The sequence below is a fragment of the Muricoccus harenae genome (genome assembly GCF_009848505.1).
GTDB classification, from domain to species: domain Bacteria; phylum Pseudomonadota; class Alphaproteobacteria; order Acetobacterales; family Acetobacteraceae; genus Roseomonas; species Roseomonas harenae.
In genome coordinates this window covers 25,684-52,315 of the sequence record NZ_WWDL01000026.1, presented here as the reverse complement: position 1 = coordinate 52,315, position 26,632 = coordinate 25,684, and the positions used below count along the sequence as shown (strand labels likewise).

Below are 26,632 nucleotides of genomic sequence, written 5' to 3'. Positions count from 1 at the left end.
CTCCTGGGAAAGATCGCTTGTAAACGTGAAACGCGAGTCTGCCGGGGATAGTGCGCGCAGGACGCGAATTAGCCTGCCCCACTGAGCTCCCGGTAGACTGCCGCATAGCGGGCGGCGGACCGCGCCCAGCCGACGGGGGCATGCAAGGCATTTGCCTGGGTCGCGGCCCAAGTGGCGCGGTCCTGCCACAAGGCGGCCAGCCGGGCCAGTGCGGATTCCAGGACCGGCGCCGTGGTGGGGGCGAATTGCAGACCGGTGGCCACTTTCATGGCAAGCGCTGCCTCATTCGCATCGATCACCGTATCGGCCAGCCCGCCCACCCGCGCGACCACGGGAAGGGCGCCATAGCGCAGGGCACAGAGTTGGGTGAGGCCGCAAGGCTCGAAGCGCGAGGGAACGAGAAGGGCATCGCAACCGCCCTGGATCAGATGCGCGAGGGCTTCGTCATAGCCGATCTGCACCCCGATCCGGCCGGGATGGGCTGCGGCGGCGGCCAGGAAGCCGGCTTCGAGCCCCGGCTCGCCGGCGCCCAGCAGCGCGAGGCGCATGCCATGGCCGAGCAGGACCGGCAGGGCCTCCAGCAGCAGATCCATGCCTTTCTGGCCGGTGAGGCGGGTGACCACGCCGATCACCAGCGCCTCGGGAGCGTCCTCAAGTCCCATTCGGGCGCGCAGGGCGGAGCGGTTAGCTTCCCGCCCCTCCGGATGCTCCGCATCGAAGGATGCGGCAAGGTGGGGATCCGCGGCGGGGTTCCAGGCGACTTCGTCGATCCCGTTCAGGATCCCGTGCAGCACGCCGGCCCGGGCACGAAGGAGCCCATCCAGCCCCATCCCCTCCGCCGGCGTCGCGATCTCCCGCGCATAGGTGGGGGAGACGGTGGTGATGCGATCCGACAGGCGCAATCCCGCCTTCAGCGTTCCGATCGCGCCGTAATATTCCACCCCGTCCAGCCCCCAGGCCTCCGGCGGCAGGCGCAGGGCGGCGAGTAGGGAAGCGTCGCACTGGCCCTGGAAGGCCAGGTTGTGGACGGTGAAGACGGTGCCGGGCCGTGGCCTGCCGCCATAATGGAGATAGGCGGGAACGAGGCCCGCCTGCCAGTCATGCGCATGCACCACATCCGGCCGCCAGCCGGGCAAGGCGCCGCGCCCGATCTCGGCGGCGGCCCAGCAGAGGGCGGCAAAGCGCTGCGGGTTGTCGGCCCAGTCCCGGCCCTGCGGGTCCGAATAGGGGCCGCCCGCGCGGGCGTAGAGATGCGGGGCATCGAGGACCAGCAGGTCCAGCCCTGCCGCATGGGCAGCCAGAATCCGCGCAGGACCGCCGAAAAGATCGTCGAATGCGTGAAGGGGATCGGCCTTGCCGACCTTGGCGATCACTCCTGGATAGCCGGGCACCAAAGTCCGGACCGCCACCGATTCGGCCGCGAGTGCCGCCGGCAGGGCCCCCACCACATCCGCCAGCCCGCCAGTCTTAACCAGCGGAAAGCATTCGGAGGCGACCGAAAGGACGCGCAGCGCGTTCATTTCGTCAGGGCGTCGATCATGGGCTGGGTGATGAGGCAGACGCCGCCAGCCGAGCGGCGGAAGCGCCGCGCGTCCTCCTTGGGGTCCTCGCCCACCACCAGTCCCTCGGGCAGGATGACGCCGCTGTCCACCACCACCTTCCGCAGCCGTGCATGGCGCCCGACCTCCACGCCGGGCAGCAGCACGCAGCCCTCCACCTGGCCGTAGGAATGAACGCGGGCATTGGAGAAGAGCAGCGAGCGCCGGACATGGGAACCGGAGACGATGCAGCCGCCGGCGACGAGAGAATCCACCGCCATGCCGCGGCGCCCCTCATCGTCCAACACGAACTTGGCGGGCGGCGTCACCTCGCCATAGGTCCAGATCGGCCAGTCGCGGTCATAGATGTCGAGCGAGGGGACCACATCCGTCAGGTCGATATTCGCCTGCCAATAGGCGTCCAGCGTGCCCACGTCGCGCCAATAAGATTCGGCCTCGTGGCCGGAGCGAACACAGGATTCCTCGAACCGGTGCGCGACGGCGGTACCGCGCGCGACCAGGGCGGGGATGATGTCCTTGCCGAAGTCACGGCTGGACTCGGGATTGGCAGCGTCCCGGCGCAACTCCTCCATCAGGAGCCGCGTCTCGAAGACATAGATGCCCATGGAGGCGAGGGCCACGTCCGGGCGTCCGGGAATAGGGGGCGGATCGGCCGGCTTCTCCAGGAAGGAGATGATGCGGTCGGATTCGTCGACATGCATGACGCCGAAGGCGCTGGCCTCCAGCCGCGGCACCTCGATGCAGGCCACCGTCACCTCGGCGCCCGAGGAGACGTGGCGCTGCAGCATCACCTCATAGTCCATCTTGTAGACATGGTCCCCGGCCAGGATGACCATGTAGCGGGGACCATAGCTGTCTATGATGTCGATGTTCTGGAACACGGCGTCGGCCGTGCCGGAATACCACTCCGTCTCCGACACACGCTGGCTTGCGGGGAGGATGTCGAAGCTCTCGTTCCGCTCGGGGCGCAGGAAGTTCCAGCCGCGCTGCATGTGGCGGATGAGGCTGTGCGCCTTGTACTGCGTCGCTACCCCGATGCGGCGGATGCCCGAGTTGATGGCATTCGAGAGGGCGAAGTCGATGATGCGGGACTTGGCACCGAAGAAGACGGCGGGTTTGGCTCGGCGGTCGGTCAGTTCCAACAGGCGGGAGCCGCGTCCTCCGGCAAGGACATAGGCCATGGCGGAGCGCGCCAGGGGCACCGAAGGAACCGGCCTTGTCGTCATGTTTCTTATGGGTCCTCCCGAGCGAGCGCGCTGAGTATGGCAGCTTTCAGCTATGTCGAAACGGGGGGCTGGTGGACACGGACGCGCGAGTCCCGCAGATCGATGGAGGCGAGCCGGTGCAGCTCGGCCAAAAGGAACGGGCCGTCCCGGCAAGGAAACGGCCCGTCCGAACCTGGGAGGGTGTCGGGATCAGTTCATCGACATGGTTGCGATGTCGATGAACCAGCTGCGTGGCTGCACAACGCCGCTCACGCGTGGGGAGATGGCGCGGGGGCCGACGTCATGCGCGATCCAAAGAAAGGGGGCTTCCTCCACGATGCGGGCATGCAGCTTTGCCAGGGCGGCGTCACGCCCCGGCCCGTCGAAGGTGGTGCGGGCGGTGGCGATGAGCTGGTCGAACTCGGGGTTGGAGAAATAGCCCCAGTTGTTCGAGACCGGCGGCTGCGCGGCGGTGGCCACGAAGCGGACCATGGCGAAGAAGGGATCCATGGCGGCGAAGCTGATATTGGTGGCATTCGCCCCGCGGGCACCCGGGCTACGCGCCCCCTCGCGCCAATTGTTGAAGATGGCGTTCCACTCGCCAACCTCGAGCTGCACGTCGAAGTAGCAGGCGCGGAGGGCCTCCTGCATGAACTCGTTCATGGTCAGCGGCTGCATCTGGCCGGAGCCCGAGGCGGAGGTGAGGATCTTCACCCGCAGCGGGTTCTGCGCGGAATGTCCGGCCTCCCGCATCAGCCGCTGCGCCTCGGCGAGATCATAGCGGATCTTGAAGGACGGATTGCCCCACCAGGGGTGGCCGGGACCGACCGTGCCCTGCGGAACCTCCATCAGGCCCGAAAGGAGGGTCTTCAGCTCCGAACGGTCCACGCAGAGATTGGCGGCATGGCGGACGCGGCGGTCCAGCCAGGGCGAACCTTCCGCGAAGGAGAACTGCCAGGGCCAGACATGCGGCTGGGCGTTCTGGTACATCTTGAAGCCGCGCGACGTGATCTGCTGCACCGCATCCGGCGCCGGCGCCTCGATCCAGTCGACCTGGTAGCCCAGCAGGGCGGCGGTGCGGGTGTTCGCCTCGGGAATGGGCAGCAGGACCACGCGGTCCACCTTCGGGCGACGGGCCGAATCCCAGTAGTCGCGGTTGGCCACCATCTCGAAGCGCTCGCGCGGAACCAGGCGGGTGCCGCGGAAGGGCCCGGTGCCGGAGGGATCGCCGGCGAAGGCGGCCCAGGCCTGGTTGGAGCGCTGGCGGGCATCCGTCACGCTGGCCGGCACGGCGGCCAGCTTCGCCGCCCAATGCGTGGGGGAGGCGATGAAGAGGTTTGTGAGGTTGATCGGCAGGAAGCTGTCTGGCTCGCTCGTCGTCAGCTCGACCTCATGGTCGGAGATGGCGCGGGCGGACTTCAGCGTTGGCATGCGGCTGACGGTCAGGCCGACCTGGGCGGCGTCGTAATGCGGCGCGGACTGGTCCAGCACCTTCTGGACGTTCCAAACGACGGCGGCGGCATTGAAGGGACTGCCGTCATGGAACTTCACGCCCTGGCGCAGGGTGAAGCGCCACTTGGTCTTGTCGCTCTCGTCCACCCGCCATTCGGTAGCCAGGCCGGGGATGATGACGGAGGGCTTGTCGGCGCTGGAGAGGTCCCAGTTCACCAACGCGTCATACATCGGGATGCCGGTGAAGCGGTTCCCCTCGAAGCCCTGGTCGGGCTGGCCGGAGGTGCGGGGGATGTCGGCGGCGGTCATGCCGATCCGCAGCACCTTCTCCTGGGCACTGGCCGGGCCGACGCCGAAGCCGCCCAGGCCGGCGAGCAGGGCGCCGGCCATCAGCCAGCTCCGCCGCGTGATCTTCCTCATTCGTGCCCTCTCCGTGGATAACGATGCGTCCAGGTTCAGGCAAGTTCGATGCCATAACGGCTAGCGGCTCTGGCCTGGGGATTGCAAGCTCCGTAACGGCTGTGCCTTCCTGCCCGGCCCGATGGGAAAGACATGACGGCTCCATCCGACACCTTGCCGCCGCTGCCGGATATCGGCGGCCCCGCCCAGCCGCTGCTGACCGTGCGCGGGCTGACGAAGCATTTCCCGCTCAAATCCGGATTCCTGGGCCGGGGCGCGGGTGTGGTGCAGGCGGTGGACAACATCGACTTCGACGTGCGCAAGGGCGAGACGCTCGGAATCGTGGGCGAATCCGGCTGCGGCAAGTCCACCACCTCGCGCCTGATCATGGCGCTGATGGCACCGACCGCCGGCGAGGTGGTGTTCGACGGGCAGGTGGTGGGCGGGCGCGAGCTGCCGCTGAAGGAATACCGCCGCCAGGTGCAGATGGTGTTCCAGGACAGCTACGCCTCCCTGAACCCGCGCCTGACCATCGAGGAGTCCATCGCCTTCGCGCCGCAGGTGCATGGGCTGGGACGCGGCGATGCGCGTGGCCGGGCAAGGGACCTGCTGGCGGCAGTGGGGCTGAACCCGGACCAGTTCGCGCGACGCTACCCGCATGAGCTTTCGGGTGGGCAGCGGCAGCGCATCAACATCGCCCGTGCCCTGGCCCTGCGCCCAAGGCTTGTGATCCTCGACGAGCCGGTCTCCGCCCTCGACAAGTCGGTGGAGGCGCAGGTGCTCAACCTGCTGCAGGACCTGAAGGGGCAGTTCGGCCTCACCTATGTCTTCATCAGCCATGACCTCAACGTGGTGCAGTACATGTCGGACCGGCTGCTGGTGATGTATCTCGGCAAGGTTGCGGAGATCGGGCCGGTGGAGACGATCTATGCCGCGGCCGTGCATCCCTACACCGCGGCCCTGCTGGCCAGCCGCCCTTCCATGGACCCGGACCTCCGCCGCACCGAGCCGCCGCTGACCGGCGATCCGCCCAATCCCATCAATCCCCCCTCGGGCTGCCGCTTCCACACGCGCTGCGCCTTTGCCGAGCCCGTCTGCTCCACCACCGTGCCGCCGCTGCATCCGGCGCCGGCGGGGCAGCAGGCGGCCTGCCTGATGGTCGTTCCGAACAGCGGGCACAGCCATGCCCCGAAGGTGGCCGCATGAGTGAATCCCTTGTTCATGTACGGGATCTGAACGTCCGCTTCGTCACCCGCGACGCCACTGTGAATGCCGTCAACGGTGTGTCCTTCGACCTGGCGGAGCGGGAATCCCTTTGCATCCTGGGCGAGAGCGGCTCGGGCAAGTCGGTGACGCTGCGCGCCCTGATGGCCTTGAACCCGCCGCGGCGCACGAAGCTTTCGGGCACGGTGCGCGTCGGCGGGCACGACATCATCACGGCCTCCGAGCGGCGGATGGCCGATATCCGCGGCAGCACCGTCTCCATGATCTTTCAGGAGCCGATGACGGCACTGGACCCGGTCTTCACCATCGGCCGCCAAATCGCCGAGACGGTGATGCGCCATGAGGGGCTGAGCCGCGCCGAGGCCGACAAGAGGGCGCTGGAGCTGCTGGAACTGGTGCAGATTCCCTCGGCCAAGCGCCGCCTTGCGGCTTATCCGCATGAGCTTTCGGGCGGGCTGCGGCAGCGCGCGATGATCGCCATCGCCCTGTCCTGCCGCCCGAAACTGCTGCTGGCGGATGAGCCGACCACGGCGCTGGACGCCACGGTGCAGATCCAGATCTTGCTGCTGCTGCGCCGGTTGCAGCAGGAAATGGGCATGGGCGTGATCTTCGTGACGCATGACCTCGGCGTGGCGGGCGAGATCGCGGACCGGGTGGCCGTGATGTATGCGGGCAAGTTCATCGAGGAAGGGCCGGTGCGCGACCTCATGCGCGGCCCGCTGCATCCCTATGCCCAGGGCCTGCTCGGCGCCACGGTACATGCCGGGATGCGGGGAGAACGCCTAACCACCATCCCCGGCGCACCGCCGAATCTCGAGCGTGTGCCGCAGGGCTGCGCCTTCGCCCCCCGCTGTCCCTATGTGGAGGAGGCCTGCCTGCCCAAGGTGCCGGACTTCCGCAGCCCCGTCCCTGGCCATGCCGCGCGCTGCGTGCGCGTGCCCCAGGCCGCCTGAGCCGGAGGAACCATGCTCCTCTACCTGATCCGCCGCATCCTCTACGCCATTCCCATTGCCCTGGCCGTGGGGCTGGTCTGCTTCATGCTCGTGCAGATCGCCCCGGGCGATCCGATCAACGCCATCGTGCCCGCCGACGCCCCGCAGGAGGTGGTGGAACAGGTCCGCCGTGACTATGGGCTGGACAAGCCGCTACCGGTGCAGTTCGGGATCTGGCTCTCCCGCGTGGTGCAGGGCGATCTCGGGCGCTCGCTCGCCACCGGGCGGCCGGTCACGGCGGATCTGGTCTCGGCCATCGGGAACACGCTGATGCTGGCGCTGGCCGCGGCCGGGATCGGCTTCGTGATGGGCTCGATCCTGGGCACCATTGCCGCAGTGTTCCGCGGCAGCTGGCTGGACAAGCTGGCGGTGGGCTTCGCGGCGGCGGGCGTCTCCATTCCGCACTATTGGCTGGGCATGGTGATGGTGGTGCTGTTCAGCGTAACGCTGAACTGGCTGCCCGCCATGGGCGCGGGGCCTGGCGGCTCCGGCTCCTGGGCCTGGGACTGGGAGCACATCAAGTACCTTGTCCTGCCGGCCGTGACCCTTTCGGTCATCCCCATGGGCATCATCACCCGCACCGTGCGTGGCGTGGTGATGGAGCTGCTGAACCAGGACTTCGTGACCACCCTGCGCGGCAAGGGGCTGCGGCGGGGCGGGATCGCGCTGCATGTGGTGAAGAATGCGGCGCCCTCCGTGCTGGCGGTGATGGGTCTCCAGCTTGGCTACCTGATGGGCGGCTCCATCCTGGTGGAGACGGTGTTCTCCTGGCCGGGCACCGGCTTCCTGCTGAACAGCGCCATCTTCCAGCGAGACCTGCCGGTGCTGCAGGGCACGATCCTGGTGCTGGCCATCTTCTTCGTGGCGCTCAACCTCGCGGTGGACCTCATCCAGACCGCGCTCGACCCCCGGATCCGCCGCGCATGAGCACCACCACCGCGACAACACCCGTCATCGCCGTGCCGCAGCCTGTGCCGGCGCCTAACCGGGGCTACTGGCAAGGCGTGGCCCGGCGCCTCTCGCGCGACCCGGTCACGCTCTTCTTTGGCTTCGTGCTGCTGCTGATGGCCCTGGCCATCATCTTCGCGCCCTGGCTTTCCCCGCATGATCCCTACCAGACGAGCATGATTCGCCGGCTGCGGCCGATCGGCTTCCAGGACTGGCGCTATCCGCTGGGCACGGATGAGCTGGGGCGGGACATGCTCACCCGGCTTCTTCATGGCGGACGGCTATCCTGGTTCCTCGGCATCACGCCGGTGCTCATCGCCTTCGTCATCGGCGGCACGCTGGGGCTGATCGCGGGCTTCGCGGGTGGCTGGGTCAACATGGCCATCATGCGGACGACGGACGTCTTCTACGCCTTCCCTTCCGTGCTGCTGGCAGTGGCCATCTCCGGCGCGTTGGGGCCTGGCATCTCCAATGCCATGCTGTCGCTGACCCTGGTGTTCATCCCGCAGATCATCCGCGTGGCGGAAAGCACCACCACCTCTGTCCGCAATCTGGACTATGTGGAATCAGCCCGGGCGAGTGGCGCGGGGGCGATGACCATCGTGCGGGTGCATGTGCTGCCCAATGTGCTGGGGCCGATCTTTGTCTATGCAACCAGCCTCATCAGCGTCTCGATGATCCTGGCCTCGGGCCTTTCCTTCCTCGGCCTCGGCACCAAGCCGCCGGAGCCGGAATGGGGGCTGATGCTGAACACGCTGCGGACGGCAATCTACACCCAGCCCCTCATCGCCATGCTGCCGGGCGTTTGCATCTTCGTGACGAGCATGTGCTTCAACATGGTCAGCGATGGGCTGCGGACAGCGATGGATGTGAGGGGGTAGCAAAGGCCGGGGGAGGTATCCCCCGGACCCCCTTCAATTTTTATCGGTTTGCGGGTGCGCCAGGGAGACTGGGGCGCCCGGTTCTTTTTTGCGGCATAACCATTGCAACGGGCTTCGGGACAACCCGGAGCAATCCATGAACCTGTCGCGCCGCGCCCTGCTGGGCGCCACCGGCCTCGCCACCCTGCCGTCCGGCCTCATCATTTCCGAAGCCCAGGCCCAAACCGCCGAGCGCGTGCTGCGCTACGGCATCTCGATGGCGGACATCCCGCTCACCGCGGGCCAGCCGGACCGCGGGGCGGGTGCCTACCAGTTCACCGGCTACACCATCTACGATCCGCTGGTCGCCTGGGAGATGGATGTGGCGGACCGGCCTGGAAAGCTGGTGCCAGGCCTCGCCACCTCCTGGGAGGCCGATCCAGCTGACCGCAAGCGCTGGACCCTGAAGCTGCGCGAGGGCGTGAAGTTCCATGACGGCTCGGCCTTGGACGCCGACGCGGTGATCTGGAACTTCGAGAAGGTGATGAACAATCAGGCGCCGCATTTCGACCAGCGCCAGGCGGCGCAGGTCCGGCCGCGCCTGCCTTCGCTCGCCTCTTGGAAGAAGCTGGATGCAATGACGGTGGAGCTGACCACCAAGGCGGTGGACAGCCTCTTCCCCTATCAGCTGCTGTGGTTCCTTGTCTCCTCGCCGGCGCAATACGAGAAGCTCGGCCGCTCCTGGGACCGCTTCGCCTCCGAGCCTTCGGGCACCGGACCCTTCAGGCTGGCGCGGCTGGTTCCGCGCGAACGGGCGGAGTTGGTGAAGAACACGGCTTATTGGAACCCGGACCGGATGCCGAAGGTGGACCGCGTGGTACTGGTCTGCGCCCCCGATGCCGTGACGCGCAGCAATGCGCTGCTGAGCGGGCAGGTGGACCTGATCGAAACGCCGGCGCTGGACATGGTGCCGCAGCTCAAGGCGGCCGGGAACCGGGTGGTGGAGAACGTCACCCCGCATGTGTGGAACTACCACCTGTCCATGCTGGAAGGCTCGCCCTGGCGCGACCTGCGGCTGCGGCAGGCGGCGAACCTCGCCATCAACCGGGATGATATCGTCGCCCTTCTCGGCGGTCTGGCGAAGCCGGCGACCGGCGTGGTGGACCCGGCCTCCCCCTGGTTCGGCAATCCCTCCTTCAAGGTGCGCTACGACCCGGACGAGGCGCGCAAGCTGGTGCAGGCGGCCGGCTTCTCCCCGCGCAACCCGATGAAGACGAGGTTTCTGATCGCCACCGGCGGCTCGGGCCAGATGCTGTCCATGCCGATGAATGAGTTCATCCAGCAGGCCTGGAAGGAGATTGGCATCGAGGTGGAGTTCCAGCCGGTGGAGCTGGAAGTGCTCTACACCGCCTGGCGCAACGGCGCGGCGCATGAATCCATGCGCGGCATCACGGCCAATAACGTAGCCTATGTCACTTCCGATCCGCTTTACGCCCTTGTGCGCTTCTTTCATTCTAACCAGGTCGCGCCGGTGGGCGTGAACTGGTCCCACGCCAGGGACGCCGAGACCGACAAGCTGATCGACCAGGCGGTGCAGTCCTTCGACGTAGCGGAGCAGGACCGGCTGATGGCACGCGTGCATGAGCGGGTGGTGGACCAGGCGCTGCTGGTCTTCGTGGTGCATGACACCAACCCGCATGTGCTGGGCCGGAACGTCCGAAACTACACCCAGGCGCAGCACTGGTTCCAGGACCTGACGACGCTCGCCTGATCTGCACAGGGCCGCGGCCCCGCGTCCAACCATCTGTGCTTCCTGGCGTTGGCCCTTCGGTCCGGCCCAGGGAGCATGATGGCGCAGATCTTCACCACCCAGGCTGACGCCCGGTTGCGGCTGGCGCTGATCGTCGGTGCCGCCCTGGTCCTGCTGATCGGGGCGGCGGTCTTTGCCTATGTGCGATCGGGCAATGCCTGGGCCATCGGGCGCCCGGCGGCGCAGCCCATTCCCTTCAGCCATGCGGTCCATGCCGGCGACCTCGGGCTCGATTGCCGCTTCTGCCATGCGGGGGTCGAGCGCAGGACGGATGCAGGGATGCCGAGTGCCGAGACCTGCCTCGGCTGCCATGAGCGTGTCTGGAACGTCACGGCGCAGTTCGCCCCCCTGCGGGCGGCGATCGCGCGCAGGGCGGCGGTGGAATGGTCCTCGGTCAGCCGGCTGCCGGACCATGCGCGCTTCGACCACGCCGCCCATAGCCAGGCGGGGGTCACCTGCGAGAGCTGCCACGGCAAGGTTCAGGAGATGCCGCGCACGGCACGGGCCGAAACGCTCTCCATGGGCTTCTGCCTCGACTGCCACCGGAACCCGGCAGCCGGCACGCAGCCCGCGGCGGCGCCGGCCGTCCGGCCCCATGGCCTGCAATCCCTGCGCTACGAGCATTACGGCGTGGAGGTCTCGCCATTGACCCGCTGTTCGACCTGCCACCGATGAGCGACCGTACCGGACCCCGGCGCGGCCCCGATCCGGCGGCCGAGCCGCCGCAGCCCGCCGCCCTAGCCTCCGCCCCCCAGGCTGCGCTGGAGCGGCGCGACGCGCTGCGGTTGATGGGGGCGTCCCTCGCCCTGGCGAGCCTGGCCGGCTGCGACGACGTGCCGGAGCACGGCCATCCGCTGCACGCCCCCGCGCGCGCCGCCGATGCGGCGGCCGCTTCGGCCGAATACGCCACGGTGCTGGAGATGGATGGGCTGTCGCGCGGCGTGGTGGTCCGCACCCGCAACGGCCATGCGGTGAAGCTGGAGGGCAATCCGCGCCATCCCGCCAGCCTCGGCGCCACCGATATTTTCGCGGAGGCGGCCGTGCTCTCGCTGCACGACCCGCACCGGTCCCGCCGCATCCGGCGGGACGGCCGCCCGGTACCAACGGCGATGCTGCAGGACGCCCTCGCCAACATGCGGGCCGAGCTGGCGCCGCGCGGCGGGCGCGGGCTGCGTATCCTCACCGGCCCGGTTTCCTCCCCCACCCTGGGCCGGGTAATGGGGCAGGTGCTCGCCGCCTTCCCGGAAGCCCGCTGGCACCAGCACGATCCGCTGGCCGATGATGCGGCGCTGGAAGGCGCAATGCGTGCCTTCGGCCGACCCGCCACCGCGGTGCCGGAGATGGGGCGCGCCCGGACCGTGCTCTGCCTCGGCGCGGACCCGCTGGGCACGATGCCGGGGCACCTGCGCCACGCGCGGGACTGGATCGGTGCGCGCAGGGCCGGGCGCGCACCGAGGCTCATCGTCGCGGAGGCCGCGCTTAGCCTCTCCGGCGCGCGTGCCGATCACCGCATTCCGCTCCACCCCGCCGAGGCCGAGCCCTTCGCCCGCGCGGTCGCCGCGGCGCTGGGTGTTGAGGGATTAGCAGCCGGCGGCCAGCATCCGGCAGCGGCGGAAGTCGCCTCCGCCCTGGCCGCGGCGGGGCCGGAGGCATTGGTCATCGCGGGCCATGGCAGTGCGGCCCTCCATGCGCTCGCCCATGCGATGAACCGGCGGCTCGGCAGCAGCGCCTTGCGCCTGCTGCCCCACCCGCTGGCGCGGCCGGAGCCGATGGGGGCTTCCCTCGCCACCCTGGCAGCCGAGATGGCGGCGGGGGAGGTGACGCATTGTCTCATCTTCGGCGCCAACCCGGCCTATGATGCCCCCGCCGCCCTCGGCTTCGAGGCTGCCCTCCGCAAGCTGCCCTTCGCACTGCATCTCGGCTTCCGGCAGGACGAGACGGCCCGCCTCTGCAGCTGGCATGTCCCTTTGCCGCATCCCCTGGAAGCCTGGGGCGATTCCCGCGCCTTCGATGGCACCCCGGCCATTCGCCAGCCCGCCACCGTGCCGCTCGTGGAGGAGGCCTGGGGGGAGGTGGAGCTTCTCTCGGTGCTGCTCGGCGCTTCCGTCACCGCCCGGGCGGCGGTGGAGGCCAGCTGGCGCGCGGCCTGGGGCGAGGAAGGTTTCGACGCGCGCTGGGCTGGTGCGCTGGAGGAAGGAATTGCGGGCGATCCGCCCACCCCATTGGAGCTTCCCCTGGGTGCGAACTGGGACCGCCCGTCGCCACTCCTGCCGTCTGGACTGGCAGCGGTTTTCGCGCCCGATTCCGGCACGCGCGGCGGCGCGGAGGCGCATGAGGCCTGGCTGCAGGAGATGCCGCGCCCGCTAACCAAGATCACCTGGGGCAATGCGGCCCTGATGGCCCCGGCCACCGCCGCGGAGTTCGGCCTATCGCCTGGGGATGAGGTGGAGCTGAGCCTCGGCGGGCGCAGCCTCCTCGCCCCCTTCTGGCCTATGCCGGGCCACGCGCCGGGCTGCGTCACCCTGCCGCTCGGCGGCGGTCGGCGGGCGGGCGGGCCGGTGGGGGAGGGGCGGGGCTTCGACGCCTATGCGCTCCGGCCGGCGGATGGCGCCTGGGTTGCGCCGGGCCTGTCGCTGCGTCCCACGGGTCGCAAGGCACCGCTCGTCACGACCGACTCCCACCACCGCATCGATTCCAGCGAGGCCATCCGCACCGTCGCCCCGGGCGAGGCCCTGCCGCAGCCGGAGCGCGACGCTTCGCTGTACAAGGATTGGCCCTATCCCGGCCATGCCTGGGGCATGGCGATCGACCTGGATGCCTGCATCGGCTGCAACGCCTGTGCCCTGGCCTGCCAGGCGGAGAACAACGTGCCCGTGGTCGGGCCGCTTGCCGTCAGCCAGGGGCGCGAGATGCACTGGCTGCGCGTGGACCGCTACCACCACGGGCCGGAGGAGAATCCCGCCGCCAGCTTCCAGCCCGTGCCCTGCATGCATTGCGAGCAGGCGCCCTGCGAGCCCGTGTGCCCCGTGAACGCCACGCTGCACGACCATGAGGGGCTGAACGTGATGGTGTATCCGCGCTGCATCGGCACGCGCACATGCTCCAACAACTGCCCCTACAAGGTGCGGCGCTTCAACTGGTCGGACCATCGCCGCTTCCTCGACACGCCGGCGCGCAACCCGGATGTCTCGCTCCGCCCGCGCGGAGTGATGGAGAAATGCACCTATTGCGTCCATCGCATCACGACCGCCCGCAGCGCCGCCTCCACGGAGGGGCGCGCGTTGCAGGACGGGGAGGTGGAGACGGCATGCCAGCGCGCCTGCCCGACGCGCGCCATCACCTTCGGCGACATCAACGACCCTGAAAGCGACGTCTCCCGTGCGCGGCAGGGCGGGCGGCATTACGCCATGCTCGGGCAGCTCGGCACGCGGCCCCGCACCACCTATCTCGCGCGTGTCGCGACGGATACGGAGGACGCGCCGTGAGTGACATCACCGCGCCCGTCGCCGAGGCCGCGTTGCGACCGGGAGCCTGGGGCTTCCGGATCGCGGTCCTGCTTTGCGCGGCGGGGATACTGCTGCTGGGGATTTCCGTCTCCGCCGTGCTGGTGGCGGGCATCGGGGTCTGGGGGAACAACATTCCCCATGTCTGGGGCTTCGACCTGATCGCCTATGCCTGGTGGATCGGCATCGCCAATGCCGCCAGCCTCTTCGCTGCCATCCTGGTACTGCGGCGCCACGGGCTGCGCACCGCCGTGAACCGCTTCGCCGAGGCGGCGGCCCTGGCCGCCATCCTCGCGGCCGCCCTCTACCCGATCCTGCATCTGGGGCGGCCGTGGCTGTTCCACTGGACCCTCGCCTATCCCCATCGCGCGGGCCTCTGGCCGCAATTCGGCAGCCCGCTGGTCTGGGATTTCTGGGGAATCATGTCACATGTCATCGTCACCTCCCTCTTCTGGTTCATCGGGCTGATTCCGGATCTCGCGACCATGCGGGATCGCGCGGCAGCGCGCGGGCGCATCCGTGCGGCGCGGGCCTATGGCCTGTTCGCGCTCGGCTGGCGCGGCTCGGTCACGCATTGGCACCGGCACCAGGCGGCCTATCGCCTCGTCGCGGCCATGGTGCTGCCGCTGCTGCTCTGGGCGCAGACGGTGGTGGCGCTGGAATTCGCCACCACCCTCGTGCCCGCCTGGCACCAGGCGCGGCTGCCGCTGCATGTGGTGGTCACGGGCCTGCCCTCGGGCCTCGGCGTGGTGCTGGCCCTCGCGGCGGTGCTGCGGATGGCGCTCTCGCTGGAGCGCTTCGTGGATGATGCGGACATGGACCTGCTCGCGCGGCTGCTGGCCTGCGCGGGGCTGGCGGCGGGGCTGGCCTATGCGCATGAGCTGCTGGTCGGCTTCCTGGAGGAGGACGAGACCACCCGAGCGGCGCTTTCCGCGCGCGTGCTCGGGGCAGGTGCGCCGGCCTATTGGGGCGCGGTGCTGCTGGGTGCCCTGCTGCCGCAGGTTCTGTGGTTCGCGGGCTTACGGTCCCGTGCCGCCGTGGTCGTGCCGGTCGGGATCCTGGCGGCGGCGGGTGTGTGGCTTGATCGCTGGTCCATCGTGGTCGACGGGCTGCTGCGGGACCACCTGCCCACCATGTCGCGCGGCTACACGCCGAGCCCTGCGGAATGGGGACTGCTGGGCGGCACGGTCGCGCTCTTCGCCATGGTGCTGCTGCTGTTCGGCCGCATGATCCCCGCTGTATCCATGTTCGAGACACGGCACGAGGAAAGCGAGACCGAGGCGGAGGAGGAGGAGCGTTGAGCCATCCGCCTCCTTTCGGCCTGATGGCCGAATTCGATGAAGCCGAGACCATGACGGCGGCCGTGCGCACGGCCCGTGCCGCTGGCTGGACCCGCCTCGAGGCCTATTCGCCCTATCCGGTGCCAGAGGCGGCGGAGGCGCTGGGCGTCAGCGCGGCGCCGGTGGGATACATTGCCATGGCGGCAGCGGCGGCTGGGGCGGCGATCTCGGCGGGGGCGGCGTGGTATGTCTCCGTTCACCTCTATCCCGTGAATGTCGGGGGGCGGCCACCGAATGCCTGGCCGGTCTTCCTGCCCACCACCTATCTCGTCGCCATCCTCTGGGCCTGTGCCGCGGCGCTGATCGGGATGCTGGCGCTGAACGGCTTGCCGCGGCTGCACCACCCGGCCTTCTTCGCGCGCGGCTTTCACCGCGCAAGCGAAGACCGGTTCTTCCTGTTCCTCTCCGCCGAGGATCCGCTCTACGACGAGGATGGGGCGGCCCATTTCCTACGCGGCCTCGCGCCGCTGCGCGTCTCGGAGGTAAGGAGCGAGTGAAATGCTTGGTCCTCCTTCTCCTACTGGCCGGATGCGACGGCTGGCCGGAGAGCCCCAAGCCCCCGCCGCCGGCACCGCCGCCCGAAGGCTCGGTGCCGCGCGGCGCGGCGGCGCAGGCCCGGGTCCTAGCGCCGCCGGGCCCGCCGGTGGATGCCGCCCTGCTGGCCGAAGGGGCGGAGCGCTACGGTATCTACTGCACGCCCTGTCACGGGGCGCGCGGATTGGGAGACGGGGTGGTCGTTTCGCGCGGGCATCCGCCGATCGCGCCGCTGCCGGCCGATCCCGCGCGCAGCATGGCGGCAATCGCGGAGAACCGCCTCGGCGCCCATCCGCTGTCGGACCGGCTCGATCCCCGCCAGCGCTGGGCCGTGGCACGGCATGTGGAGGCGCTCATGCGTGGCGCGCCATGACCGCCTTCGCCGAGGCCTGGCTGCTCGCCTTTCTTCTTACGGCCAGTTTGGGTGCGGGGGCGCTGGCCGTGCTGTCCTCGGGCATCCTGCTGCGGGAGCTCTGGGTGGAGCCCTTGCGGCCCGCCTTCTCTGCCGCAGGCCGGGCCATGCCCGCCTTGGTCCTGCTGGCCCTGCCGTTGCTGCTCCTGGCTGGGCGCCTCTATCCCTGGGCGGGGCAGGGGAGGGCGCTTCTCATCGAGGCGGTGAGTGCCGTGATCCTGGTGCTTTGGGCGGTGCTCGGCCGGATGCTGATCCGCACCGCCAGCCGGCGGAAGGCGGGGTTGGCGCTGCTGCTGATGGTGATCTCGGCTGCGATCGGATTCGAGGACTGGGCCCTTTCCCGTGATCCCGGTTGGGTGGGAAGCCTGCATGGCATCGCCCTGCTGACAGGGGGCGCCGCGGCCTTCCTGTCTCTGGCCGTGCTGGCCCAGGGACGCCCGCAAGATCCGGAGGCCCGCACCGGGGTGGAGCGTGCCCTGCTGACTCTGGCCATCTTCACGCTTTGGCTCTGGTTCGTGCAGTTCATTACGGTCTGGGCGGCCGACCTGCCGCCCGAGGCCGCCTGGTACCTGCGCCGGCAAGAAGGGCCATGGCTCTGGCTGAAGGCGATTCTGGTCGTTCCCGCCCTGCTCGGTGCGATCGTCCTCGCCGTCGTGCCGCAATGGCGGCCATGGCGGATGCGCGTGGTCTGCGGGTTGCTGTTGGCGCAGCACTCGGCGCTGTTGCTGTGGATGGTGCGGCCGGATGCGCCAATCGCACCTGGGGCCGCTCAGGGGGCACCGAGCCCGATTGTGGACGCTATTGTGATCGGTTTCTTGGGCTTTCTCCTCCTGCTGGGCTGGCGCGCGGCGAAGCGCGGCGGCGCGCATCCTGTATGATCGTCCATGTATCAGCGAGAGGAGGGCGGAGCGCGTGATCAGGACGGATGTGGTGCCCTTCTGCGGCCTGCCGCCCCGGCCAGGCGAGCTCGCCTGGACGCTCGATCCGCTGCTCATCGGCGTGCTGCTGGCCGGGCTGGGCCTCGGCTGGGCATTGGCCAGCGAGCGCCGTCTCTTCCTTGCAGGCTGGACGGTGCTGGCCGCGGCGCTGCTCACGCCGCTCTGCAGCCTGGCGGTCGCGCTCTTCTCCGTACGGGTGGGGCAGCATCTGCTGGTGATGCTGCTGGCGGCGCCGCTGTTGGCGGTGGGCTTCCGCGCCCACATTGCGGCGCCGGGGGAACTGGCCCTCTCGGCCATCATCTTCGCCGTGGTGCTGTGGCTCTGGCACCTGCCTGCGCCCTATGCGCTCACCTTTGTCTCCGATGCCGCTTGGTGGGCGATGCATGCCTCGCTGCTCGGCACGGCTGCCTGGTTCTGGCATGGCGTGCAGCGCGCGACGCGGGCCGATGCGGCGCTGCTCTCGGGCCTGGCCACGGCGGCGCAAATGGGCGCGCTCGGCGCCTTCTTGACCTTCGCGCCACGCCCGCTCTTCGCGCCGCATGCGGCGACGACCCTGCCCTGGGGGCTGACGCCGCTGGAGGACCAGCAGCTTGGCGGGCTGCTGATGTGGGTGCCGGGCGGGGTGGTCTTCGCGGGACTTGCCCTCTGGGCGCTCTCCCGCGCCCTGCGTTCCGCGCCGGATCATCGCGCGGCGTGAGGCGATTTCTTCCGCTTCTTGCTCTCGCCGGCTGTTCGGGGGCGCAGACGCCGCTCGATCCCTGGGGCATCCAGGCGGAGCGGATCGCGGATCTGACCCATGTGCTGTTCTGGGGCGGTGCGGCGATCTTCGTGCTCACCATGGGCTTCCTGGCCCTTGCCATCCTGGCGCCGGGATCGCTGCGACGGAGCATGGGATCGCGGCGCTTCCTCGTCGGCATGGGGATCGTCTTTCCGGTGACCGTGCTGACCGCGCTGCTGGCCTATTCCCTCGGCGTGTCACGCGCTTTGACGCAACCCATGTCCGAGGCGCCGCTCCGCGTGGAGATCATCGGACGGCAGTATTGGTGGGAGGTGCGCTACCCCGACCTGGGGGAGGGTGCCGTCACCGCCAATGCGCTGCATCTGCCGGTCGGGCGGGAGGTGGAACTGCATCTCACCTCGGCCGATGTGATCCATTCGGTCTGGGTGCCAAACCTGCACGGCAAGCTGGACATGATCCCCGGCCGCGTGAACCGCCAGCGCCTGCGCGCCGACCGTGCCGGCGTGCTGCGCGGCCAGTGCACCGAGTTCTGCGGCCAGCAGCACACGCTGATGGCCTTCGACGTGGTGGTGCAGGAACCCGCCGAGTTCGAAGCCTGGATCACCCGCCAGCGCGCCCCTGTCCCCGAGCCGCAGACGGATGAGCACCGTCGCGGCATGCAGGTTTTCGGCGAGGCCGGCTGCGGTGCCTGCCACGCGGTGCGCGGCACGCCCTGGGCGGCGCGGATCGCGCCCGATCTGTCGCGCGTCGGCTCGCGCCCCACCCTCGCGGGCGGGGCACTCCCGAATACCCGCGGCAATCTGGCGGGCTGGATCGCGGCGCCGCAGGACATCAAGCCCGGGAACGCCATGCCCGCCTATGCCCGTGCCCTCGAGGGCTCCGATCTCCTCGCTCTCGCTTCCTGGCTGGAATCGCTGCGTTGAGCGATCTGCCGAATCCGCTGCCGCGCCCGCCGGAGGAGTTGGGGCGGCTTGAGCATGCCTGGGCCTTCCCGCGCGGCATTTCGGTCATCACCGAGATCAACAACAACCTGATTGGCCCGCTTTTCCTGGCCACGGCACTGATGTTCCTGTTCCTGGCCGGGCTGCTGGGCGTGCTGATCCGCCTGCAGCTTGCCGTGCCCGGGATGAACATCCTGAGCGCGGACACCTACAACCAGGTCTTCACCACCCATGGCGTGGTGATGATGTTCCTCTTCGCCGTGCCGGTGGTGGAGGCGGTGGGGATCACGCTGCTGCCGGCCATGCTGGGCGCGCGGGAGATGCCGACGCCGCGCCTTGGCGCCTATGCCTACTGGATCTACCTGATCGGTGGATCGGCCTTCTTCGCATCGCTGTTCTTCGGCGCGGCCCCGGACGGTGGCTGGTTCATGTATCCGCCCCTGACGGGCAAGGCAGCCTCGCCGGGCGTCAACACGGACATGTATCTGCTGGGCATCGGCTTCATCGAGATCAGCGCAATCGCCGGCGCGATCGAGTTGATGACGGGCATCCTGCGTTGCCGCGCCCCGGGCATGACGCTGGGGCGGATGCCGGTCTTCGCCTGGGCGATGCTGGTCTTTGCGGGGATGGTGATCTTTGCCTTCCCCGCCGTCATCATCGCCTCCACGCTGCTGGAGCTGGAGCGCGCCTTCGACTGGCCCTTCTTCATCCCGGAGCGCGGCGGCGATCCGTTGCTCTGGCAGCACCTGTTCTGGTTCTTCGGGCATCCGGAGGTCTACATCATCTTCCTGCCGGCGGCGGGCATGGTCTCCATGATCGTGCCGGCCATGGCACGCGCGCGGCTGATCGGGCATTCGCTGGTGGTGCTGGCGCTGGTGGGGACGGCCTTTCTGTCCTTCGGCCTCTGGGTGCACCACATGTACACCACGGGAATTCCGGGGCTGAGCCTGTCCTTCTTCGCATCGGCAGGGTTTGCGGTTTCCGTTCCGTCGGGGATTCAGGTCTTCGCCTGGATCGCGACCTTCGCCTCGGGGAAGAAGGTGCGCATCGCGACGCCGACGCTCTTCGTCCTCGGCTTCATCTTCATCTTCACCCTGGGTGGGCTGACGGGGGTGATGGTTTCTGTCACGCCCTTCGACTGGCAGGCGCATGACACCTACTTCATCGTTGCGCATCTGCATTACGTGCTGATCGGCGGCATGGTCTTCCCGGTGCTCGCGGCGCTCTACTACTGGGCGCCCGCCATCGGCACGCCGCTGTCGGAGCGGCTTGGAAAATGGGTGTTCTGGCTGCTCTTCCTCGGCGTGAACCTCACCTTCTTCCCGATGCACATCTCGGGATTCATGGGAATGCCGCGGCGCATCTACACCTATCCCGCCGGGATGGGGCTGGAGGTCTGGAACGCGCTTTCCACCATCGGGGCATTGGTGGTGCTGGCGGGCGGCGTGCTGCTCTTCATCGACATTGCGCGCAATTTCCGGATGAGCGGCGGTAGCGGCAATCTCTGGGATGCCGGCACGCTGGAATGGCTGCCGAACGAGAATTACGGGCCACGCAGCCTGGCCGCGGTGGATAGCCGCTACCCGCTCTGGCGGAAGCCTGGCCTGGCGGCGGAGGTGGAAGCGGGTGGACATTACCTGCCCCGCACCATCACCGGGCTGCGCGAGGGGCTCGTGGTCAGCCCCGCCGAGGGCATCCCCCAATATGTCGCCGTGCTGCCGGGGCCGAGCTGGTCGCATATTGTCGCCGCCATCGGCACGGCGGGCTTCTTCCTGGTGCTGACAGTGGAGCTGGTGGTGCCGGCCATTGCATTCGCGGTGCTGGCCCTGGGTGCCTTCCTCTACTGGCTCTGGACCGCCACGGATTTCGGTCCAATCGGCGAAGGGCGCGGCGATATCGGCGGCGGTATCGTGCTGCCCACCTATGTGACGGGCCCCATCTCGACCTCCTGGTGGGTGATGGTGGGGCTGATGCTGGTGATGGGCTCCTGCTACGCCTGCCTCATCGGCAGCTATCTCTTCCTGTGGCTGGTGAATGGCGACGGAATGTGGCCCCCGGCCGGAATGGGCTTGCCGCTGCTGGAGCGGGGTGGCCTGGCGCTGCTGCTCTACGCGCTGGCTGCCGGGACGATGCTGCTTGCGGGCCGTGCCTTGCGGCGGGGCGATGCGCTGCCTGCCTGGGCCATGCCCGTGGCGCTGCTGCTTCTGCTGGCGGGGTATGGCGCAGATCTCTCCGCGCTTCTCGGCTCGGGGCAGCGGCCGGGGCAGCATACCCATGCCGCCATTTCCTACACGCTGCTGGCCTGGCACGGCGCGATCGTCGCGGTCGCGGTCATCATGGCGCTCTACACCCAGGCACGGTCCTGGGCGGGGATGGTCGACGGCACGCGGCGGCTGACCTTCGACAACACGATGCTGTTCTGGCTCTACGTGGCCGGCCAGGGGGCGGTGGGAATCGTGCTGCTGCACGGCTTCCCGCGGCTGCTGTGACGGAAATGGCCGCCTCTGCCGCACGGGCGGTGCTCTGGCCTGCGGCCGGGCTGGCGGTCTGGGGCGCGCATTTCGGCGGGATCTATGCCGTCCACGGCTTTGCCTGCGAGCGCGGGATGCAGGATGCGACGCTGTTCGGCCTCCCCTGGGTTGCCACCCTCGTCGTGGTCCTGACGATTCTCGCCCTGGCGGTGCTGTTCCTCCTGTTCCGCCTCGCGCGGCCAGGAGGGACGGTGACGGAAGGCGGGCAGGCGGAGCCGGACTTCACCCGCTGGTTCGGGGCGGCGGCCTGCGTCTTCGCGGCCTTCGCGGTGCTGTTCGAGGCGGCGCCGGCCCTGGTGCTGCCGGCCTGCTGGTAGCGGATCAGGCGCGGGGGCGGATACGCGGCTCCTCCCGGGGGCCGGCCTCCTTCGGCCCCATCGGCTGCCCGGCCGGCACCGGGGGCAGCCGCTCGGCGCCTAGGGTGAAGAGATAGGCCGCGGTGTCCCGGGCCTCGGCCTCGGTCAGGCCGAGATTCGGCATGGCGCTGCCGGGTGCGATGGCCTGCGGATCGCGCAGCCAGGCGACAAGGTTCTCAGGCGAGTTCGGCAGATGCCCGGCCAGATAGCCGCGCCTCGCCCATTCGCTGAGCGGCGGCCCAGCCCAGGAAACCGCGCCGCGGACACCGGGGATGACGTGACAGGCGCCGCAGCCATGGTTCAGCGCCACCACCCGCCCGCGTTCGGCATCGCCGCCGGTGACACGCAACTGCGCGGGCGGCTCGCTGTCGCAGGCGGCGAGGAGCAGGGCGGCAAGGGCCAGGAAGGTGCGGATCGGCGGCCTCCCTGGCGCTGCACTCGCCCCGCGAACGCAGGTTCGCCGGGCGGGTTGCGTCAGATCGGCTCGCCGGCGCCCGTGCCGTTGTGCGGGGTGGGGAAGCACCACTCCTCGCCGCGCGGGGTGGAGACGTATTCCGGCCAGCGCAGGTCGACCGGCGGATCGAAATCCGCAGGCAGAAGCGGGCCGACCCATTCCGTGCCGCCGACGCCGCCGCCCGTGCGCTCGCGGAACTCGGCCTGCACGGTATCCAGCGCACCGGCCTTCGTGGCGAGGTCCACCAGCGTCAGCGCCATAGTCTTGCCCGCGACGAACATCCCCGGATCGACCACCGCGGGCAGGCCGCCGAGGGCGTTGTAGGCCCAGTTCGGATAGGCATAGCCGGGGGAGGGGGGGCGCAGCCGTGGGCGGGCGGCCAGCAGCCGGACCGTCGGGCAGTGCCAGGAATATTCCACATAGTCGTCAGCGCTGAGATGCGTCTGCCAGCCGGCCAGGGTACGGCGCAGCCCCTCGTCGTTCTCCGCCGGGGTGGTGAGCTTCGTCACGCTCGCGATGAAGGGGTTCTCCATCGGCTCCAGCCCCAGGTTCTTCTGGATCTCCCGCCCGAAGGCGAGCGCCTCCTCGCTGTAGCTCGGCGCGCCCACCGCCTTGAGGTTCTGCCAGGTCAGTTCCGTCAGTGCGGAATTGGGCAGGCCTACGCGTGTTTTGGTCACCCAGCGCACGAAGGCGCGGCAGCCCGTCGCCATGGCGGCGGACTTCGCGTTGTTCGCCAGAACGCGCCAGATCTGCTCCTGGATCGCGAGAGAGGAGGAGCGCCAGGAATACTGAATCTGGCTGAAGCGCGGGGGCAGGTTGTCCGAGGTCGCGCCGGCATCGCCGAGGACGAATTCGTTCAGCGTCCAGGACCCGCTATGCGGGAACATTGCCTCCTTCGTGTACTTGGTCGTCGTGTACATCAGGCACATGGCGTCCAGCGTGCCCGGTGCGCGGGCCACGGCATGGGCTGCCTGGGTGGGCATGAGGGAGGGATCGACCCAGTTCTCCGGGTTGTCCGCCTCGAAGGTAATCACGGCGCTCCAATAGGCGCCGAAATGGATGTCGCCGGTGACGGTGTTGCTCGGCCAGGGGTGCCACACCACAGCGGCATCGAGCCCATCGAAATAGCCCTTGGCGGCGTGGATGGGCTTGGAGCCGCAGACCTTTTCCGCCGGCTCGCCGAACAGCTTCAGCGTGGCGCTGACGCCGTGCTGCTCGAAGGCAGCCTTGGTGGCGAGGAAGGCGGTGAGGGAGGCGGTGCCGAGCACCGAATGCGGGTCCGTGTGCCCGGCAGCATAAGGATGCAGCCCCGCGCGCGGCGCCTGGTACGGCACGACCTGCTGCGAGTTGCCGGGCACCGCGTCATATTCCGAGAAGCCTGCCAGGACAGGCCCGCCCTTGCCCCAGCGCGCGGCGAAGGCCGTGGGCATGCCGCCCGAGCCCTCCTCCACCGTGAAGCCCTCTTCCCGCAAGATCTCGGCATAGGCTTGGAGGGAGCGGTATTCGCGCCAGGCCGGCTCGGCATACTCCCAGATGCGCTCATTGAAGGCGGAGAGGCGGGGTTCGTTCCGCGCGATCCAGTCCAGCGCAGATTGTCGAATGGCATTCGGATCGGTCATCGCGGCGCATCGCTCCTCTCGGCACGCGGATCAAGGCGGGCCGTGCGCGGAGCCTAGGAGGGATCGGCGGCGTCGTGAATCCCGCCACCGGCCGCAGATGCGAGGTTGGCCGAGCCATGTTAAGCGTAGCCTCCATGTCCAGGGCCCCAACCGCAGTGACGACGCGCAGCGCGACGCCTCCGCGCCCGGCGCGGCCGCGCGCGAGGCCCGGCGTCGCCCCGCGTACCCAGCCGCCCGCCTCCCCGCCGGCCGCAGGGCCCGCCGTGAAGGCGCGGCGGCGCCTGGCGCGCCGGATCGCCGCCTGGTCGCTGATCGGAACGGTTTGGGGCGGGCTGGCCCTTGGGCTTCTGCTGCTTCTCTTCGCCTGGGACCTGCCGCGGCCGGAGGCGGCGCTGGAGACGACGCGCCGCCCCTCCGTGACCCTCGAGGCGGCGGATGGTCGCCTGCTTTCCACCAGCGGCGACCTGTATGGCGAGACGGTGCGGCTGCGGGACGTGCCGATTCACCTGCCCACCGCCGTGCTGGTGATCGAGGACCGACGCTTCCGCGACCATTTCGGCCTAGATCCGATCGGGCTGCTGCGTGCCGCCTGGGTGAACCTGACCATGGGCCGCGTGGCCCAGGGCGGATCGACCCTGACGCAGCAGTTGGCCAAGAACCTGTTCCTGACGCCCGAGCGCTCCTATCGCCGCAAGGTGCAGGAGGCGATGCTGGCGCTCTGGCTGGAGAGCCGCTTCACCAAGGACCAGCTGCTCGAGATCTACCTCAACCGTGTCTATCTCGGCGCCGGGGCCTATGGGGTGGATGCGGCGGCGCGGCTTTATTTCGGTGTGCCGGCGCGGCGGCTGGCGATCTGGCAGTCGGCGGTGCTGGCGGGGCTGCCGCGCGCCCCCTCCCGCTACAACCCGCGCGCCAATCCCGTGGCAGCGGCGGAGCGCGGGGCGGAGGTGCTGCGCGCCATGGCCGCGACCGGTGCGCTGACGGAGGCACAGGCTGCTGCCGAGGCCGAGCGGATCGCCTTCCCCCCGCGCCCTTCCCGCGATTCCGGCTGGTTCGCCGACTGGGTGAACGAGGACCTCGCCGCCCGCTTCCCGGGCTCCGCCGACCTGACGCTGCGGACCACGCTGGACCTGCGGGTGCAGGCGCTGGTGGAGGCGAAGCTGGAGGCGCTGCTCGCCGGGCCCGGCGCGGCGGCCGATGTAGGGCAGGGCGCCGTGGTGGTGATGGATGTCGCGACGGGCGCGGTTTGGGCCATGGCGGGTGGGCGGGACTACCGGCGCAGCGCCTTCAATCGGGCCGTTTCGGCGCGGCGGCAGCCTGGATCGGTCTTCAAGCCCTTCGTTTATCTCGCGGCGCTGGAGCATGGGCTTCATCCGGAATCGACGGTGTCCGACGCGCCGATTACCCTCGGGCGCTGGTCGCCGGGCAACGGCAACTGGCGCGCGCGGGGCGACCTGCCGTTGGACGAGGCCTTCGCCCATAGCGTGAACACCGCCGCCGTGCGCGTGCTGGCGCGAGCCGGCGGAGCGCGGGAGGCGGCGGCGGTTGCGCGCCGGCTGGGGCTGGCCGGGCCTTTCCCGAAGGATGCGACCATCGCCCTCGGCACCGGGGAGGCGAGCCTGCTGGAACTGGCCGCGGCCTATGCCACCTTCGCCAATGGCGGAATGCGGGTGACGCCGCATGGGATCGGCGCCGTCCGGGCCGAGGGGCGCGCCCTGCCCGCCGGCAACGCCGCCCCCGTCCGGGCGGTGCAGCCTGACGATGCCCTGGCGATCCGCCGCATGATGGAGGCGGTGGTTTCACGCGGCTCCGGCCGCGCCGCGGCGGTTCCTGGCCGGGGCGCCGCCGGCAAGACGGGCACGACGCAGGATTCCCGCGATGCCTGGTTCGTCGGTTTCGCCGGCGGCACCGTTATAGGCGTGTGGCTGGGCAATGACGACGCGACGCCCATGGACGACGTGCGCGGCGGCACGCTGCCTGCCCGCCTGTTCCACGATATCCTGGAGGGGCTTCCCCGATGAGGACGAGCTTGCCGCAATTGCCCGGAGGTGCCGCCTGATGTCGGAGGGGAAGCCACCCCATGGTCGGGCGGCCGAGCAGGCCATGGCCCTGCTCCTGCGCCCGGTGCGTCACGCCGTGAACAATCTCTCCATGGTCCTGACCGCTAATCTGGACGCCGCCCTGCCGCGGCTGCCGGAGGGCGAGCGGGTGACGAAGCAGGTCGCCCGTGCCCGGGAGGCGGCGATGGATTATGACCATCTGGCCCGCGGCTTCCTGGCCCTGGGACGCGAGGAGGGCGTGCGTCCCGCGCCGGCGGCGCGGCTGTTGCAGGAATTGCTGCCGCTGCTGTCGCTCGCCGCGGCTGGGCCGGTGGAGGTGCGGACGCTGGGCAGCGCCGTGATCGAGCGCCGGTCGCCAGCCCTGGAAGGGGCGCTGATCCTGAGCGCCTCGGGAGCCGCCGGATTGCCGCCGGGGCCTCGCCCGCCCCTGAGGCTGGATGGCGCCCGCTTGGTGATACCCTGGGCACTCCCGGACGACGCGCGGCATGCGTTCGAATCCCTGGGCGCGGCCATGGAGCCGGAGGGGGAGGGGGTGGCGATCACCCTTCCGCCCGGCTGACCGTCCGGGGCGGTTCGCGGGCCTGACTTCCTGCCCGGGTGCTGCCTCAGGCTGCTGGGGATCCACCCCAGTGGCATGCAGTGAAGGCCAGGATGTCTCCGTGCGTCCATGGGGCGAATCGTGGGCGACTGAATACGAGCCCTGCGGCACGAAGCTTGCCTAGCCATGCGCCGAGATGCCCGACGCTGTTTTTGTAG

Annotated in this window: 22 protein-coding genes; 17 read left to right on the top strand and 5 right to left on the bottom strand. The window is 69.6% G+C overall.

Annotation, left to right across the window (positions count from 1 at the left end):
* Nucleotides 1-68: 68 nt before the first annotated feature.
* The 3 genes from glgA to GSE44_RS17975 all read right to left on the bottom strand — a co-directional run bounded on the left by glgA (nucleotide 69) and on the right by GSE44_RS17975 (nucleotide 4,636).
* Nucleotides 69-1,511, bottom strand: a complete 1,443-nt coding sequence (glgA, locus tag GSE44_RS17985; RefSeq protein WP_201306128.1) for a glycogen synthase GlgA — start codon at nucleotides 1,509-1,511, stop codon at nucleotides 69-71.
* Between the two features lie 5 nt (nucleotides 1,512-1,516).
* Nucleotides 1,517-2,785, bottom strand: a complete 1,269-nt coding sequence (gene glgC / locus GSE44_RS17980; RefSeq protein ID WP_159350208.1) for a glucose-1-phosphate adenylyltransferase — start codon at nucleotides 2,783-2,785, stop codon at nucleotides 1,517-1,519.
* Nucleotides 2,786-2,974: 189 nt separating this feature from the next.
* The gene (locus tag GSE44_RS17975; RefSeq protein WP_159350207.1) at nucleotides 2,975-4,636 is read right to left on the bottom strand and encodes an ABC transporter substrate-binding protein; all 1,662 of its coding nucleotides are present in this window, start codon (nucleotides 4,634-4,636) and stop codon (nucleotides 2,975-2,977) included.
* Between the two features lie 132 nt (nucleotides 4,637-4,768).
* Between GSE44_RS17975 and GSE44_RS17970 the strand changes: the two genes are divergently transcribed.
* The 15 genes from GSE44_RS17970 (at nucleotide 4,769) to GSE44_RS17900 (ending at nucleotide 21,704) form a co-directional block, all read left to right on the top strand.
* Entirely contained in the window at nucleotides 4,769-5,821 is a 1,053-nt protein-coding gene (locus GSE44_RS17970) for an ABC transporter ATP-binding protein (protein WP_201306125.1), read from the top strand.
* Entirely contained in the window at nucleotides 5,818-6,792 is a 975-nt protein-coding gene (locus tag GSE44_RS17965) for an ABC transporter ATP-binding protein (RefSeq protein WP_159350206.1), read from the top strand. The genes GSE44_RS17970 and GSE44_RS17965 overlap by 4 nt, the downstream gene beginning before the upstream one ends.
* 12 nt (nucleotides 6,793-6,804) lie before the next feature.
* The gene (locus GSE44_RS17960) at nucleotides 6,805-7,758 is read left to right on the top strand and encodes an ABC transporter permease (RefSeq protein ID WP_159350205.1); all 954 of its coding nucleotides are present in this window, start codon (nucleotides 6,805-6,807) and stop codon (nucleotides 7,756-7,758) included.
* Nucleotides 7,755-8,660 carry an ABC transporter permease gene (locus GSE44_RS17955; RefSeq protein ID WP_159350204.1) on the top strand — a complete coding sequence of 302 codons (906 nt, stop codon included), beginning with the start codon at nucleotides 7,755-7,757 and terminating at the stop codon, nucleotides 8,658-8,660. The genes GSE44_RS17960 and GSE44_RS17955 overlap by 4 nt, the downstream gene beginning before the upstream one ends.
* A gap of 136 nt (nucleotides 8,661-8,796) precedes the next feature.
* Nucleotides 8,797-10,410, top strand: a complete 1,614-nt coding sequence (locus GSE44_RS17950; protein ID WP_159350203.1) for an ABC transporter substrate-binding protein — start codon at nucleotides 8,797-8,799, stop codon at nucleotides 10,408-10,410.
* A 78-nt stretch (nucleotides 10,411-10,488) separates the two neighbouring features.
* Nucleotides 10,489-11,124, top strand: coding sequence for a cytochrome c3 family protein (locus GSE44_RS17945; RefSeq protein ID WP_159350202.1), 636 nt, complete (start codon nucleotides 10,489-10,491; stop codon nucleotides 11,122-11,124).
* The gene (locus GSE44_RS17940; RefSeq protein WP_159350201.1) at nucleotides 11,121-13,934 is read left to right on the top strand and encodes a 4Fe-4S dicluster domain-containing protein; all 2,814 of its coding nucleotides are present in this window, start codon (nucleotides 11,121-11,123) and stop codon (nucleotides 13,932-13,934) included. The genes GSE44_RS17945 and GSE44_RS17940 overlap by 4 nt, the downstream gene beginning before the upstream one ends.
* Nucleotides 13,931-15,253: an NrfD/PsrC family molybdoenzyme membrane anchor subunit gene (gene nrfD, locus GSE44_RS17935; RefSeq protein ID WP_159350200.1), complete on the top strand. Its 1,323-nt coding sequence runs from the start codon at nucleotides 13,931-13,933 to the stop codon at nucleotides 15,251-15,253. The genes GSE44_RS17940 and nrfD overlap by 4 nt, the downstream gene beginning before the upstream one ends.
* Complete coding sequence (locus GSE44_RS17930) at nucleotides 15,250-15,789, top strand: DUF3341 domain-containing protein (protein ID WP_159350199.1); 540 nt, start codon at nucleotides 15,250-15,252, stop codon at nucleotides 15,787-15,789. Before nrfD ends, GSE44_RS17930 begins: the two co-directional genes overlap by 4 nt.
* 5 nt (nucleotides 15,790-15,794) lie before the next feature.
* The gene (locus tag GSE44_RS17925) at nucleotides 15,795-16,199 is read left to right on the top strand and encodes a c-type cytochrome (protein WP_159350198.1); all 405 of its coding nucleotides are present in this window, start codon (nucleotides 15,795-15,797) and stop codon (nucleotides 16,197-16,199) included.
* Entirely contained in the window at nucleotides 16,196-17,116 is a 921-nt protein-coding gene (locus GSE44_RS17920) for a hypothetical protein (RefSeq protein WP_159350197.1), read from the top strand. Before GSE44_RS17925 ends, GSE44_RS17920 begins: the two co-directional genes overlap by 4 nt.
* A gap of 34 nt (nucleotides 17,117-17,150) precedes the next feature.
* Entirely contained in the window at nucleotides 17,151-17,873 is a 723-nt protein-coding gene (locus tag GSE44_RS17915) for a cytochrome c oxidase assembly protein (RefSeq protein WP_235924917.1), read from the top strand.
* On the top strand, nucleotides 17,870-18,838 hold the full coding sequence (coxB, locus tag GSE44_RS17910) for a cytochrome c oxidase subunit II (RefSeq protein ID WP_159350196.1): 969 nt from the start codon (nucleotides 17,870-17,872) through the stop codon (nucleotides 18,836-18,838). Before GSE44_RS17915 ends, coxB begins: the two co-directional genes overlap by 4 nt.
* Nucleotides 18,835-21,345, top strand: a complete 2,511-nt coding sequence (locus GSE44_RS17905; RefSeq protein ID WP_235924915.1) for a cbb3-type cytochrome c oxidase subunit I — start codon at nucleotides 18,835-18,837, stop codon at nucleotides 21,343-21,345. The genes coxB and GSE44_RS17905 overlap by 4 nt, the downstream gene beginning before the upstream one ends.
* Nucleotides 21,346-21,350: 5 nt before the next feature.
* Nucleotides 21,351-21,704 carry a hypothetical protein gene (locus GSE44_RS17900; RefSeq protein ID WP_159350195.1) on the top strand — a complete coding sequence of 118 codons (354 nt, stop codon included), beginning with the start codon at nucleotides 21,351-21,353 and terminating at the stop codon, nucleotides 21,702-21,704.
* A gap of 4 nt (nucleotides 21,705-21,708) precedes the next feature.
* Here GSE44_RS17900 and GSE44_RS17895 read toward each other — a convergent pair whose 3' ends face one another.
* Nucleotides 21,709-22,266, bottom strand: coding sequence for a c-type cytochrome (locus GSE44_RS17895; protein ID WP_201306124.1), 558 nt, complete (start codon nucleotides 22,264-22,266; stop codon nucleotides 21,709-21,711).
* Nucleotides 22,218-23,816 carry a zinc-binding metallopeptidase family protein gene (locus GSE44_RS17890; protein ID WP_159350194.1) on the bottom strand — a complete coding sequence of 533 codons (1,599 nt, stop codon included), beginning with the start codon at nucleotides 23,814-23,816 and terminating at the stop codon, nucleotides 22,218-22,220. Before GSE44_RS17890 ends, GSE44_RS17895 begins: the two co-directional genes overlap by 49 nt.
* Before the next feature lie 134 nt (nucleotides 23,817-23,950).
* Here GSE44_RS17890 and GSE44_RS17885 point away from each other — a divergent pair, with 134 nt between their 5' ends.
* Together GSE44_RS17885 and GSE44_RS17880 are read left to right on the top strand one after the other, a co-directional pair.
* Nucleotides 23,951-25,837: a transglycosylase domain-containing protein gene (locus tag GSE44_RS17885; protein ID WP_159350193.1), complete on the top strand. Its 1,887-nt coding sequence runs from the start codon at nucleotides 23,951-23,953 to the stop codon at nucleotides 25,835-25,837.
* 37 nt (nucleotides 25,838-25,874) lie between these two features.
* Nucleotides 25,875-26,435 carry a hypothetical protein gene (locus GSE44_RS17880; RefSeq protein ID WP_159350192.1) on the top strand — a complete coding sequence of 187 codons (561 nt, stop codon included), beginning with the start codon at nucleotides 25,875-25,877 and terminating at the stop codon, nucleotides 26,433-26,435.
* Nucleotides 26,436-26,632: the final 197 nt, after the last annotated feature.

Bases quoted from the DNA above. Each gene is read 5' to 3' on its own strand.
- glgC (WP_159350208.1), bottom strand. From the start codon at position 2,785: ATGACGACAAGGCCGGTTCCTTCGGTGCCCCTGGCGCGCTCCGCCATG.
- GSE44_RS17975 (WP_159350207.1), bottom strand. From the start codon at position 4,636: ATGAGGAAGATCACGCGGCGGAGCTGGCTGATGGCCGGCGCCCTGCTC.
- GSE44_RS17970 (WP_201306125.1), top strand. From the start codon at position 4,769: ATGACGGCTCCATCCGACACCTTGCCGCCGCTGCCGGATATCGGCGGC.
- GSE44_RS17965 (WP_159350206.1), top strand. From the start codon at position 5,818: ATGAGTGAATCCCTTGTTCATGTACGGGATCTGAACGTCCGCTTCGTC.
- GSE44_RS17960 (WP_159350205.1), top strand. From the start codon at position 6,805: ATGCTCCTCTACCTGATCCGCCGCATCCTCTACGCCATTCCCATTGCC.
- GSE44_RS17955 (WP_159350204.1), top strand. From the start codon at position 7,755: ATGAGCACCACCACCGCGACAACACCCGTCATCGCCGTGCCGCAGCCT.
- GSE44_RS17950 (WP_159350203.1), top strand. From the start codon at position 8,797: ATGAACCTGTCGCGCCGCGCCCTGCTGGGCGCCACCGGCCTCGCCACC.
- GSE44_RS17945 (WP_159350202.1), top strand. From the start codon at position 10,489: ATGGCGCAGATCTTCACCACCCAGGCTGACGCCCGGTTGCGGCTGGCG.
- GSE44_RS17940 (WP_159350201.1), top strand. From the start codon at position 11,121: ATGAGCGACCGTACCGGACCCCGGCGCGGCCCCGATCCGGCGGCCGAG.
- GSE44_RS17920 (WP_159350197.1), top strand. From the start codon at position 16,196: ATGACCGCCTTCGCCGAGGCCTGGCTGCTCGCCTTTCTTCTTACGGCC.
- GSE44_RS17900 (WP_159350195.1), top strand. From the start codon at position 21,351: ATGGCCGCCTCTGCCGCACGGGCGGTGCTCTGGCCTGCGGCCGGGCTG.
- GSE44_RS17890 (WP_159350194.1), bottom strand. From the start codon at position 23,816: ATGACCGATCCGAATGCCATTCGACAATCTGCGCTGGACTGGATCGCG.
- GSE44_RS17885 (WP_159350193.1), top strand. From the start codon at position 23,951: ATGTCCAGGGCCCCAACCGCAGTGACGACGCGCAGCGCGACGCCTCCG.
- GSE44_RS17880 (WP_159350192.1), top strand. From the start codon at position 25,875: ATGTCGGAGGGGAAGCCACCCCATGGTCGGGCGGCCGAGCAGGCCATG.